Origin of the sequence: uncultured Litoreibacter sp., assembly GCF_947501785.1 — a bacterium.
Taxonomy (GTDB): domain Bacteria; phylum Pseudomonadota; class Alphaproteobacteria; order Rhodobacterales; family Rhodobacteraceae; genus Litoreibacter.
Genome location: NZ_CANMXB010000001.1, coordinates 1217200 through 1229269, shown reverse-complemented (window position 1 = coordinate 1229269; position 12070 = coordinate 1217200). Strand labels below are relative to the sequence as shown.

General features: G+C 60.3%; 10 protein-coding genes. 5 read left to right on the top strand and 5 right to left on the bottom strand.

Annotation, left to right across the window (positions count from 1 at the left end):
* Nucleotides 1–7 precede the first annotated feature (7 nt).
* Complete coding sequence (locus Q0899_RS06020) at nucleotides 8–1000, top strand: ABC transporter substrate-binding protein (RefSeq protein WP_298290199.1); 993 nt, start codon at nucleotides 8–10, stop codon at nucleotides 998–1000.
* A 127-nt stretch (nucleotides 1001–1127) separates the two neighbouring features.
* On the opposite strand, the gene Q0899_RS06015 is transcribed toward Q0899_RS06020, so the two are convergent.
* The 4 genes from Q0899_RS06015 to hisD all read right to left on the bottom strand — a co-directional run bounded on the left by Q0899_RS06015 (nucleotide 1128) and on the right by hisD (nucleotide 5532).
* Nucleotides 1128–2093: a helix-turn-helix domain-containing GNAT family N-acetyltransferase gene (locus Q0899_RS06015; RefSeq protein ID WP_298290202.1), complete on the bottom strand. Its 966-nt coding sequence runs from the start codon at nucleotides 2091–2093 to the stop codon at nucleotides 1128–1130.
* Between the two features lie 120 nt (nucleotides 2094–2213).
* Nucleotides 2214–3182 (bottom strand): ester cyclase, encoded by a 969-nt coding sequence (locus tag Q0899_RS06010; RefSeq protein ID WP_298290205.1) that lies wholly within the window; start codon nucleotides 3180–3182, stop codon nucleotides 2214–2216.
* Nucleotides 3179–4201 carry a LacI family DNA-binding transcriptional regulator gene (locus tag Q0899_RS06005; RefSeq protein ID WP_299191533.1) on the bottom strand — a complete coding sequence of 341 codons (1023 nt, stop codon included), beginning with the start codon at nucleotides 4199–4201 and terminating at the stop codon, nucleotides 3179–3181. The genes Q0899_RS06010 and Q0899_RS06005 overlap by 4 nt, the downstream gene beginning before the upstream one ends.
* Nucleotides 4202–4203: 2 nt before the next feature.
* On the bottom strand, nucleotides 4204–5532 hold the full coding sequence (gene hisD, locus Q0899_RS06000; RefSeq protein ID WP_298356965.1) for a histidinol dehydrogenase: 1329 nt from the start codon (nucleotides 5530–5532) through the stop codon (nucleotides 4204–4206).
* Nucleotides 5533–5719: 187 nt separating this feature from the next.
* Here hisD and Q0899_RS05995 point away from each other — a divergent pair, with 187 nt between their 5' ends.
* Genes Q0899_RS05995 through ccmI form a run of 4 tightly spaced genes read left to right on the top strand, consistent with a single transcriptional unit; the run spans nucleotide 5720 to nucleotide 9848 of the window.
* Entirely contained in the window at nucleotides 5720–7702 is a 1983-nt protein-coding gene (locus tag Q0899_RS05995) for a heme lyase CcmF/NrfE family subunit (protein ID WP_298290214.1), read from the top strand.
* Nucleotides 7703–7708: 6 nt separating this feature from the next.
* Nucleotides 7709–8254: a DsbE family thiol:disulfide interchange protein gene (locus Q0899_RS05990; protein WP_299191530.1), complete on the top strand. Its 546-nt coding sequence runs from the start codon at nucleotides 7709–7711 to the stop codon at nucleotides 8252–8254.
* 23 nt (nucleotides 8255–8277) lie between these two features.
* A complete protein-coding gene (locus Q0899_RS05985) occupies nucleotides 8278–8706 on the top strand; it encodes a cytochrome c-type biogenesis protein (RefSeq protein WP_299191528.1) in 429 nt (142 codons plus the stop codon).
* Nucleotides 8703–9848, top strand: coding sequence for a c-type cytochrome biogenesis protein CcmI (gene ccmI, locus Q0899_RS05980; protein WP_299191526.1), 1146 nt, complete (start codon nucleotides 8703–8705; stop codon nucleotides 9846–9848). Before Q0899_RS05985 ends, ccmI begins: the two co-directional genes overlap by 4 nt.
* Here ccmI and Q0899_RS05975 read toward each other — a convergent pair.
* On the bottom strand, nucleotides 9845–11890 hold the full coding sequence (locus Q0899_RS05975; RefSeq protein WP_299191524.1) for a protein-disulfide reductase DsbD domain-containing protein: 2046 nt from the start codon (nucleotides 11888–11890) through the stop codon (nucleotides 9845–9847). The genes ccmI and Q0899_RS05975 overlap by 4 nt on opposite strands.
* Nucleotides 11891–12070: the final 180 nt, after the last annotated feature.

Below are 12070 nucleotides of genomic sequence, written 5' to 3'. Positions count from 1 at the left end.
ACTAACGATGAAAAAGCTACTCACAACGGCAGCCTTGGCCCTCGCAATGGCGACACCCGCCATGGCCGACGGCCACGCAAACAGCGTCAAGCTGCAGCTGCAATGGGTCACGCAAGCGCAATTCGCGGGCTACTACGTGGCGCTCGACAAGGGGTTCTACGAGGAAGAAAACCTAGAGGTCGAAATCCTCGCAGGCGGCCCCGATATTGCGCCCCCGCAGGTCCTCGCAGGTGGCGGCGCTGACGTCATGCTGAACTGGATGCCGTCGGCCTTGGCCGCGCGCGAAAAGGGGCTGCCCGTGGTCAACATCGCGCAGCCGTTCAAAACCTCCGGCCTGATGCTGACCTGCTGGAAAGACACTGGCATCACTGGCCCGCAGGACTTCAAGGGCAAGACCATCGGCGTCTGGTTCTTCGGCAACGAATACCCGTTCCTCAGCTGGATGAGCCAGGAAGGCATCTCTACCGATGGCGGTGAGGATGGCGTCACAGTGCTGAAACAGGGTTTCAACGTTGACCCGCTGTTGCAGCGCCAGGCCGACTGTATCTCGACGATGACCTACAATGAATACGGTCAGGTGCTGGATGCGGGCGTCTCCGAGGACGAGCTTGTCACCTTCAAATATGAAGAGCAGGGCGTGGCAACGTTGGAAGACGGCATCTATGCACTGGAAGAAAACCTCGCTGACCCGGTCTTCAAGGACAAAATGGTCCGCTTTGTGCGCGCCTCCATGAAGGGCTGGAAATATGCCGAGGCCAACCCGGATGAGGCCGCAGGCATTGTCCTCGACAATGACGAGACCGGCGCGCAAACCGAGGCACATCAGGTCCGCATGATGGGCGAGATCGCCAAACTGACCGCAGGCTCTGACGGGTCGCTGGACGAGGCTGATTTCCAGCGCACCGTTGACACGTTGCTGGCTGGCGGTTCCGACCCCGTGATTTCCAAACAGCCAGAAGGCGCTTGGACCTCCGAAATCACGGACGCCGCGCTGAACTAAGCGCAAGGGCGGGAGTTCCCCGCCGTCGCAAAAAGAACGCGCGCCCAAACGGGCGCGCGTTTTTGATTTTGGGTGTCCGAATTGCCGGGCTGCGGTATCGGCCGACTTTGCATCCTAACGACCAGTCTTAGGTGCCTCGGGCGGGATGCTGTCGCACAAACTCCTGTTCAAAAACCTCAGTGCCCCACTGTGTGCCAGGGGTTTCATGTGCCAATAGGAAGCCATGCTTTTCATAGAGGTGACGCGCTGCATCGAGCCCCCGAAAGGTCCAAAGACGCGTCCGATCAAAGCCTGTGTCGTCAACGAAAGCCGTGGCTTTGCCGAGCAACAGTTTTCCTATGCCCAAACCCTGCGAGTTAGGGCTGACGACAAACCAGCGCAGATGGGCTGCGCCGTCCCCCAAGTCTTCTCCATCGATGGACACCGACCCGAGCAGTTCGTCCCCGACAAAGGCAGAAAAAGTCGTGTTCACTGGGTTGTCCACCCGCCCCATGAATTCTGACATTTCCATCGCCACCTTACGCTCGAACACGGCGCCGAAGTTGTAATGCTGGGCGTAGAAGGTGGCATGAAGATGCGTCACAGAGGCGATGACACCGGCGCAGTAGCCTACCCGCACGTCGATCTGAGGTGTCGCTGCGGCAGCTTGCGGGGGCGGCGCTTTCATTGCTCTGGCAAACAAGGTCAGCCCGGTTTCAATCTGCGCCACGTCGTTTTGCGACAGCACATTCAAAGCAGACCGCAGCTGCGTCCGTCCGAAGTCTTCGACATCACGGAGCAGGGCTTGCCCCTTGGCAGTTAATGAGAACACACGGGAACGCATGTCATCTGGGTCAGGTTTGGCTAAGATCAGATCGTGCTTCTCGAGCTTTTGAACAAGGCGACTGACGCTGGATTTTTCCAAATGGAGAAGTGCTGCAAGATCACTTGCCGTCTTCACAGTGCCATAACCCAGTTCAATGATCGTATGTACCGCTGACGGTGAAAGGTCCGTGCCTGCAAGGCCCTTCTGCATAAAGCCAAGCTCACGGACTATATGCCGCGCTGATGAGCGTATCTTGTCGATGCGGTCGATTGAGAGGTCTTCAGACATAGTTGTATGATACAACCAATCTGATCTTGCTGTCTAGCGGAAACGGGCCGTCGTCGCTTCGCAGCAAGTACGGCAGCGCACATCAAAATCAATCGACCTGACGCCGTCTCGCGTTTGTCGTTAGCCCTGATGCATCATGATCTGTTTCCAGATCGCGACCTCGTCGAACAGGGTAAATTCATGCCGCAACCCGTTAGGTCCGAACTCCGCATGGGTCATGCCCATCACATGCACCTCGGCGCCGGTAGGGGCGCCAAACAGCCCGTATCCTTCATGTTTGCCTGTTAAGGACCAACGCACCGCAGCGCGCGGGGGCATCATTGGGTCTTCGCGGCCTATGACGTGATGCACCTCAAACTTGGCAGACGGAAAAGACGACCGCAAAGGCAGCCAGGCGCGGTCCGCGCCCTGATGCGAAATGCTGTCCCGCGCGCCGGGATGATAGATATGGCAGGCGCGGTCATATTCCGCTGGAATGACCGCAAAGTCCTTGTCCATGATGCGTGAAAGGATGTCGTTAAGTCGTTGACCCCATTCATTATCATTGCCCTTGGCGTTGTAGCCGCCGTCAATATCCTGATCGGGGGTGAAGGGCCTCACGCAATGCTCCACACCGCCCTCGCGCGCGATCATCTTGCGGGTGAATTTGCGCACGTCCTTGCCCAGTTGTTTGACGATGCCGGACACGTCGCGGATCAGCCATTCGTCGTAAATGGCGTTGTTCCTGGCGGCGCAGTCGGCAATCGCGCGGATGGTGAAGCGCTTCCCCGTGGGTTTGCCGAACGCGCCGTGACCCAGATGCGTGCCGGTGGTCAGGATACGGTGCGACGACAGAAAACCGGCGTCCTCGTCGCCGGACCAGATCACATCCTCGCCCAGCAATTCGCGGTCGGGAAATTCGGCAATCGTGGCCATCGTGCCGTTGATCACGTTCTGATTGCCGGTCACCAACCCTGACGGAAACCGCATCGGCAGGTCTTTGGCATAGTAGTGGTGCAGGGTGGCCAATCCGCGATCTTCCCAAATCTCCCGCGTGATCTTGATTATGTAGTCCGGCAGGTCTTTGAATTCGTTCGAGAAACCTCTCATTCGCCCCATCCCTTTGGTATGCGTGATGACCCTCTGACGATCAGCGGCCCGTCTATTTCAATATGCTGCGCCTCGCGCGACTTGCCCTCGATCTGCGCGATCAACTGCTCCACCACGGCATCCACCATGCGGTTCGCAGGTTGTCGCACTGTGGTTAACTCGAAAGTAGGCCAAGCGGCCAAAGCCACATCGTCATAGCCCACAACTGAGACGTCTTTCGCGGGCGCTATGCCCAGCTCGGTTCGCAGGACCTCGATCACAGCGAAGGCCATGTGATCGTTGCCGACAAAGATCGCATCCGGCGGAGGGCCGCCCGCAAACAAACCTCGTGTGGCCGCGGCCGCCGCTTCGCGCGAAAACAACCCATCTACGATCGCATGTGGCGTAAGCCCATGATTTGCAAGACCTTCCTTGAAGCCTTCGGAACGCTCGAAACCGGTTGAGGCCCCTTGCCACCCCGAAATGTGGGCAATCCGTTCATGTCCGCCGGCAACCAAAAATTCTGCCACTTTCAAGCCGCCTGCGTGGTTGGCGGATGTCACAGAGCTCAACGATTTGTCGCTATGCCCACGGTTGAAGAGGATCAGCGGAACGCCTTCATCCACCAGTCTTTCAGTTAATGCTGAAGAGGCAGAGACCGACGCCAGAATGATCCCGTCCACCTGATGATCCAACAAATCATGCACAACCCCGTCCACATCGCTGGCATGGTTCGCGGCCATGAAAATCATGATGTTGTAGCCGCGTTCCTTCAGCGTTTTGCTAAGCTTTTCAAGGGCTTCTGTGTAGAACGGGTTGTCCAGGTAGGCCACGATCAGCCCGATGGTCATGGATTGACCCGTGATCAGCGAGCGGGCCAGCGTGTTGGGGCGGTACCCCAATTCCCGCGCGGCGGTGCGAACCTTTTCTTCCAATGCCTCGGACACTTTCACGCCGGGGGTAAACACGCGGCTGACCGTAGGCTGGGAGACCCCGGCCGCGCGCGCGACGTCTTGGGAGGTGACCTTGAGCGTTGCCATGTCTATTCAGCCGCGTCTTTGTAGGGCGCGGGCCCGCCGTAGGGGATGTTCACGCCGCCATATCGCCGCACCCGCAGATTGCATTGCTCCGCATGGCCCACAAATCCTTCCAGCAGGCAAAGGCGGGACCCGTAAGCCCCAACATCCGCCGCCGCCTCATCGGTGGTTATTTTCTGATAGCTGTGCGTTTTCAGATACTTGCCGACCCAAAGGCCGCCGGTGTAACGCCCGGCCTTCTTGGTAGGCAGCGTATGGTTGGTGCCGATCACCTTGTCGCCATTGGCCACATTGGTGCGCGGCCCAAGGAACAGCGCGCCGTAACAGGTCATATTGTCCAGGAACCAATCGTCGCGATCTGTCATCACCTGAACATGCTCGGAGGCGATGTCGTCGGCAACTTCCAGCATCTCGTCATATGTGTCGCACAAGATGACCTCGCCGTAGTCTTCCCATGATTTCGTGGCCGTGTCCGCGGTCGGGATAATCTCAAGGATTCTGTCGATTTCGCTTAACGTGTCATCGGCCAGCTTGCGCGAGTTGGTCAGCAGCACGGCGGGCGAGTTGTACCCGTGCTCCGCCTGACCAAGCAGGTCAGTTGCACACATCTCGCCATCCACTGTTTCATCAGCAATCACCATCGTCTCGGTCGGACCAGCAAACAAGTCAATGCCCACACGACCAAAGAGCTGCCGTTTGGCTTCGGCCACAAAGGCATTGCCGGGGCCCACCAGCATATGTACCGGATCAATCGTCTCGGTGCCGATGGCCATGGCGCCGATGCCCTGAATGCCTCCCAGCACATAAATCTCATGCGCGCCGCCAAGGTGCATGGCGGCGATCACGGCTGGGTTCGGCTCCCCCTTGAAGGGCGGGGTGCAGGCGATGATGCGCGGAACCCCCGCGACCGAGGCCGTGGCCACCGACATATGCGCACTTGCCACCATCGGGAACTTACCGCCCGGCACGTAACAGCCAACGGACTGCACCGGAATGTTTTTATGGCCGAGGATCACACCCGGCATGGGTTCAACCTCGATATCCAGCATCGAATCCCGCTGGGCCTGCGCGAAATTGCGGACCTGTTCTTGCGCAAACTTGATGTCGGCCATGTCGCGGTCAGACACTTTTTCCATCAACGCTTCAATATCGGCCTCCGACAGCTTGAAGCTTTCGGGGGTGTAGCCGTCGAATTTCTCGGACAGCTCGCGCACAGCGACGTCGCCACGGGTTTCGATATCCTTCAGCGTCGTTTCTACAACCTGGCGGACCTGGGCATCGTCGTCTTTACGATCCGCTTCGGGTTTTCCGCGTTTCAGATATTCGATGGCCATGTATGATCCTCCGCTGGCAGCAGTGTTGCCTGAGTCTTATCACCCAAGAATACGTATTCAAGTTTATTCACAAAGGTGCGCCGTATAACGAGGAAGTTACAAGGCAGGGCAACACGTCGCGGCTCTGTCGCTTGACCTATTGGGGGTGAACCGCCCATTACAGAGACATGAATTTGGAACCTGCTCAATGATACCCGAACTTGGCCAATTCGCGCTCGCGCTCGCCTTGATGGCGGCGCTGGTACAGTCGGTGCTTCCGATCTGGGGCGCGTCGCGCGGCAATGCCACATGGATGAGCAGCGCGCAGACCACTGCTTTGACCCAGGCGCTGCTGGTGGCGTTTGCTTTCGGGGCCTTGATGCACAGCTTCATTGTCAGCGATTTCACAGTCCGCAATGTCGTGGAGAACTCCAATTCGCTGAAACCGATGCTCTACAAAGTGGCGGGCACTTGGGGCAGCCATGAGGGGTCGCTGCTGCTTTGGGTGCTGATCCTCGCGGTCTTCGGGGCGGCGGTTGCGGTGCTGGGCAACAACATCCCGCTGGCGCTGAAGGCGCGTACGCTGTCTGTGCAGGCGTGGATTTCGGTGGGCTTCCTGAGCTTTATGATCCTGACCTCCAACCCGTTTGACCGGGTTTTCCCTCCGCCGTTGGATGGCAACGACCTGAACCCGTTGCTGCAGGACTTCGGTTTGGCGATTCACCCACCGCTTTTGTACATTGGCTATGTCGGGTTCTCGATTGTGTTTTCCTTCGCTGTGGCCGCGCTGATCGAAGGGCGGGTCGACCCCGCGTGGGCGCGTTGGGTGCGCCCGTGGACGCTGGCCGCCTGGATGGCGCTGACCGGGGGTATCGCATTGGGGTCGTGGTGGGCCTATTACGAGCTTGGCTGGGGCGGATGGTGGTTCTGGGATCCGGTGGAGAACGTCTCGTTCATGCCGTGGCTGGCGGGGACCGCGCTGTTGCATTCGGCCATCGTGACCGAGAAACGCGATACATTCAAAGCGTGGACCATCCTGCTGGCAATCCTCACCTTTTCGCTGTCGCTGCTGGGCACATTCATCGTCCGCTCGGGGCTGCTGACCTCTGTCCATGCCTTCGCGGTGGACCCTGAACGCGGGCTCTATATCCTGGGCTTGCTTGGGGTTTCTATCCTCGGCTCACTTGCGCTATTCGCTTGGCGCGCGCCGTCGATGGAAGGCGGGGGGCTCTTCGCGCCCATTTCACGCGAGGCGGGGCTGCTGATCAACAACCTGCTGATTGCCACGGCCTGCGCAACCGTGCTGTTCGGCACGCTCTACCCGCTATTTCTGGAGGCGATCACGGATGAGAAAATCTCCGTTGGGCCGCCATTCTTCAACGCCTCCTTCATCCCGATCACCCTGCCGCTTATCATCGTCATGGGCATAGGGCCGCATCTCAGTTGGAAACGCGCTGACCTGCCGGGGGTGCTGGCGCGGCTGAAATGGCTGGGGGTTTTCGTGCTGCTGTTCATGTTGGTGGTCTGGTGGATCGCCAATGGCGGGCCGCTTCTGGCAGTCATCTCCATGGGCATCGCAGTGTGGCTGATCGGGGCAACCATTCAGGATTGGGCACGGCGCGCCAAGCTATTGCAACCTGGTGCATGGGCGCGCATCAAACGCCAACCCCGCGCCAGCCACGGCATGTCGCTGGCGCATCTGGGTGTCGGCGTGCTGATGATGGGCGCCATCGGCGCAAGCGCATGGAAAACGGACACGGTCAGCTTTGCCGAACCCGGCACGCAGGTGCCAATCGCGGGGTTCGAGGTCACCTTTGAGGGTATCAATCAAGTGCAGGGACCGAACTACATCGCCCAGGTCGCCACGCTCAACGTCACCAAGGACGGGGAGTTCGTAACGCAGCTGTTCCCAGAACGTCGCGTCTACCCGGTGGCGCAGACGACCACCACCGAAAGCGACATACGCCAAACTCTGGCCGGCGACCTTTATGTCTCGATCGCAGAGCCGGCGGCGGAGAATAGCGAAGGGCTGTGGACCCTGCGCCTGATCTATGAGCCGCTGGTGAATTTCCTCTGGCTTGGCTCGGTCATGCTGGTTCTGGGCGGCGGCTTGTCCCTGTCGGACCGCAGGCTGCGCGTCGGCGCGCCGCGTCGCAAAGCTGCCCCCGCAAACGCCACCCCAGCCGAGTGATCTGATATGAAACGCCTTCTTTTTGCAGCGCCGCTTTTGCTGGCAGTCGTCATCGGCGCTTTCGCGCTTTGGGGCCTGTCGGGGGACCGTGACCCGTCCGAGATACCTTCCGCGCTGATCTCCAAATCTGTGCCGGAATTCGACCTTGGGCCAATCGATGGCGTCGACACGCCCGGATTGAAAACCGCTGATTTGCAAGGACAGGGCCTGACACTCGTCAATGTCTTCGCCAGCTGGTGTGGCCCGTGCCGCGCGGAACATCCCGTCCTGACCCGCATGGTCGAGGATCAAGGCCTGCGCATCGTCGCGATGAACTACAAAGACAAGCCCGAGGCCGCTGCCGCCTGGCTGGAAGAGTTGGGCAATCCCTATGCGCTGATCGGCTCTGACTATTCCGGCCGCGCGGGCATTGAATGGGGCGTCACCGGCGTTCCGGAAACCTTCATCGTCAACAATGACGGCGTGGTTGTGCACCGCTTCCCGGGACCTGTTGTGGGCGACGGGCTGAGACGCTTCCAGGAGGCGCTGGATTTGGCGAAGGCAGCGCATTGAGGCACCTATTGCTTGCCATATGCATGGTGTTCGCCACCCCGCTTTTTGCGGTCGAACCGGACGAGGTGCTGGATGATCCTGTGCTCGAGGCCCGCGCGCGCGCAATTTCTGAGGATGTGCGCTGCGTGGTCTGCCAGAACGAGCCGATTGACAGCTCAAACGCGGGCGTGGCGCGTGACCTGCGGATGATCATCCGCGAACGGCTGTTGGTCGGGGATACTGATCAGGAGGTCTTCGATTTTCTGGTGCTGCGCTACGGCGATTACGTGTTGTTCAACCCGCCGTGGAAGCCCTCCACCTATGCGCTGTGGCTGGGGCCCTTTGTCATTTTGTTTGTTGGGTTCGTCGCCGTCGTGATCGCGTTGACCCGCCGTAGAACCGCGCAACCGGCATCCTTGACCAAGGCTGAGCAAGAGAAGCTGGACGCGATGCGGGGTGGGGACGCACCATGATCTGGGTCGTTGCCGCACTTATGGCGCTTTCGGTGGGTGTCGCGCTTTTGTGGCCGTTGGGATCAGGCGGGGCGCCGCGTCAGGGACGGGCCGCCAAGGCCATGGCCATCTACGAAGACCAGTTGTCTGAACTGGACCGTGACGCCGAACGCGGCCTGATCACGCCAGAGGAATCGCGCGCCGCACAGGTCGAAATCAAGCGACGTATGTTGGGTGTTGGTGATACGTCCGAAGCCACTGGCTCAACGTCGGGCCGCATGGCCATAGTCGCCGCCGCGCTATTTGTGCCGGTCGCGGCCTTTGGCCTCTACACACAGGTGGGCGCACCTAGCATTCCGGCGGTGCCGTTCGCCGAACGCAAGAACGAAGTGCAAAATGCAAACCAGCTCAACACCCTCATCGCTGAATTGGTGTCGCGTCTCGAAAACGATCCCGCCGGAGGAGAAACCCGCGGTTGGGAGCTGCTGGCGACCACCTACATGAACCAGGGTCGCCCAGCGGAGGCCGCTGCGGCCTTTGAGGAAATCATTGACCGAGACGACGCGACCTCCGCGACGTTCTCTCAATATGCGGAAGCCTTGATCACGGCTGATCGCGGCATAGTCACGCCGCTTGCCAGCCGGATGATCACGCGCTCCATGGAGCTGGACCCATCCAACCCTGCTGCCACGTTTTATCGCGCGATTGAGCTGGAACAGGCGGGGCAGGGCGCGCAGGCCCGCACGCTGCTGCTGGATCGTATTGCCCAGGAATCGCAGGCGCAACCATGGATGCCGACCTTCCTGCAGACGGCAAACCAGATGGGTGCGACGCTGGGCGAAGCTGCTGTGGAACTGCCAGATTTCGCGGCTCCACGTGGCCCCACGCAAGAAGATATCGAAGCGGCGTCCGAGTTGTCGGCCGAAGACCGGCAGGCCTTTATCCTCAACATGGTTGACGGGCTTGAAGAGCGGCTGCAGGATGAGCCGGAAAATCTAGACGGATGGCTGCAACTCGCCCGCGCCTTGGTGGTACTCGGGCAAGAAGACCGTGCCGTCAAAGCGCTGCGTAGCGCCAAGCCGTTGGTTGTTGATCTGCCCGAAGACGACCAACGCCGCCGCTTGGTTGAAGAAGGCCTCAAACGCTTTGAGGGCGGTAACTAGCCGGCGCCGCTGGCTTTGTTGATCGCGTCAATGACCGCGTCCTTAGTCAGCAGTTCCGGCAACGCGATGCCCTTGGGCGCGCCCGGCCCGTAGACGATGTTGAACGGGATGCCAAAACGGCCGTTTTCCTTCAGGTAGGTCAGGATGCCCTCATCGGGGCGGGTCCAGTCACCGCGCATGGCAATGATGCCGTCAGATGCCAGCATGCCGGCGACGGGGGCACGGTCCAGCACCAGCGCCTTGTTTGCCTTGCAGCTCAGGCACCAGTCGGCGGTGACGTCCACAAAAACCACGCGGCCCTCGACCACCCATCCAGAGATGCTGTTGGGGCTTAATGTCCGCCAATTCGATGTCGCTTCCTCAACGAGTTGGGCTGGAGGGGTCGATGCTGCTGGCACAACCAATGCGCAGGCGATGATGGCGGCACTTATACCGGCGCGTGCGCGAGGCGCGAAGGCGACGGCAATGACCGCGCCAAGCAACAACGCCGCTACGATCAACGCGGCGGTCCACCCGATCACGCCGATCAGGACGGAGACCAGCCAAAGCGCGGTTGCGGCCAGCAGGAGGCCCATCACCCATTTGACGGTGCCCATCCATTTTCCGGGCTTCGGCAAGGCGCGGACAGTTTGCGGCCAGACGGCGACGGCCAGGTATGGCAGGGCAAGGCCCAACCCAAGCGCGGTGAAGATCACCACGGTCTGCAGCGCCGATCCGGCAAGCGCGAAAGTGACGGCAGTGCCCAGGAATGGAGCCGAGCATGGTGTTGCCAACACAGCCGCCAATGCGCCGATCGCGAAGTCGCCCCGCAAGCTGCCTGCGCTGCCTGCATCCGCCATTTTGGTGTTCCATGATTGCGGCAGGGCGATCTCGAACAGGCCGAACATGTTGGCGGCAAAGAGCGTGACAATGGCGGTCATGATTGTCAGGAAGTAGGGGTTCTGGAACTGAATGCCCCATCCAACCGGGCCGCCCGCAGCGCGTATGGCAATCAGCGTAAGTGCGAGCGCCCACATGAAGGCCATGACGCCCAGCGCAGACATCAAAAAGCCGCTCCGCACCCGGGCAGGGCTTTGCGCGCCGGCCTTCAGGACTGAGGTGAATTTGATGCTCAACACCGGCAAGACGCAGGGCATGACGTTCAGGATCACGCCGCCGATGAAGGCCAGCAGGAAGAACCACAAGATGCCTGGTGCGTCGGTTGTTGTTTGCTGGATGGAACCACTGGTCGCTGGTGCGAAGGCAGCGGCGCGTGCCCCGTCCGTGACCACGAATTCCAGCGGCGGCGGCGCGTCAGGGGCAGACAGTATGTCAAAGCCCACCGTCGCCTTTGACCCGCCGTCTTGCAGCGCGATCTGCGGCGGTCCGAAAGCTGCATCGGGGCCTAGGTCGGGGATCACGCTCAGCGATGAAAAGGCATTTGCGCTGCTCAGGGCAAGCTCAACCCGTTTCGCGTCCAGATCGAGGGACGCGGCATCAATTACAATGTCCGAAGCGTCGGCCGGGATGGGTATCTTGTTCGCGGCCTGCGCAATCAGGGTTGCGGCATCACGGTCGATCGCGGTGCCGGTGGGCAAAACAAGGCTCAGCGAGAAATCTTCGGGCACGCAAAGGTCGGCGCAGACCAGCATATTGACGCGGGCGGACAGGACCAGCGCGTCGTCCGCACTGTCTACCATCAGTTTGATCGGGTAGGTGACGGCTTTTTCGTAGCCGTAATTTTCTATGTCGAATGCTTCGAACCGGGTCGGGGCGGGCCACAGGAGCTCATGGTCTTTCAGGTTCACAGACCCCGCCCAGTCAATCGAGACGGGGTAGCCAACAGCGCCCGGCGATTTCCAGTAGGTCTTCCAACCTTCGGCCAGGGTCACCTCCAACGCGGCGGAGACCACCTGCGCCCCGGGCGCCACGCCGTTTTCCGCCGTGATCAGCCGTGCGGTGACGCGGTCGCTCACATAGGCGGGGGAGCTGCCAGCGAATGCCGCGAAACTGAATGCGGCCAGTGCAATCAGGCTGAGCAAGGCTTGGCGCAAGAGGGTCATGAGGCGGCTTTCACGGGGGTTCGGCTAATATGGGCTGGCGTCACATGCGGCGGGTTGTGGGTGAAGGTCAATCAACATCGCCGTGAAGGCAAGCAAACTGCTGCGTTCTCACCGCTCTGTGATAGCGTCCTGTTTGACAACCGGCAGGGCAGGCCGCAGTGTCTGCGCAACAAAATTTCC

Excerpts from the sequence above, each read along its gene's own strand:
- Q0899_RS06020 (WP_298290199.1), top strand. The coding sequence starts at position 8 with ATGAAAAAGCTACTCACAACGGCAGCCTTGGCCCTCGCAATGGCGACA.
- Q0899_RS06015 (WP_298290202.1), bottom strand. The coding sequence starts at position 2,093 with ATGTCTGAAGACCTCTCAATCGACCGCATCGACAAGATACGCTCATCA.
- Q0899_RS06010 (WP_298290205.1), bottom strand. The coding sequence starts at position 3,182 with ATGAGAGGTTTCTCGAACGAATTCAAAGACCTGCCGGACTACATAATC.
- Q0899_RS06005 (WP_299191533.1), bottom strand. The coding sequence starts at position 4,201 with ATGGCAACGCTCAAGGTCACCTCCCAAGACGTCGCGCGCGCGGCCGGG.
- hisD (WP_298356965.1), bottom strand. The coding sequence starts at position 5,532 with ATGGCCATCGAATATCTGAAACGCGGAAAACCCGAAGCGGATCGTAAA.
- Q0899_RS05995 (WP_298290214.1), top strand. The coding sequence starts at position 5,720 with ATGATACCCGAACTTGGCCAATTCGCGCTCGCGCTCGCCTTGATGGCG.
- Q0899_RS05990 (WP_299191530.1), top strand. The coding sequence starts at position 7,709 with ATGAAACGCCTTCTTTTTGCAGCGCCGCTTTTGCTGGCAGTCGTCATC.
- Q0899_RS05985 (WP_299191528.1), top strand. The coding sequence starts at position 8,278 with ATGGTGTTCGCCACCCCGCTTTTTGCGGTCGAACCGGACGAGGTGCTG.
- ccmI (WP_299191526.1), top strand. The coding sequence starts at position 8,703 with ATGATCTGGGTCGTTGCCGCACTTATGGCGCTTTCGGTGGGTGTCGCG.
- Q0899_RS05975 (WP_299191524.1), bottom strand. The coding sequence starts at position 11,890 with ATGACCCTCTTGCGCCAAGCCTTGCTCAGCCTGATTGCACTGGCCGCA.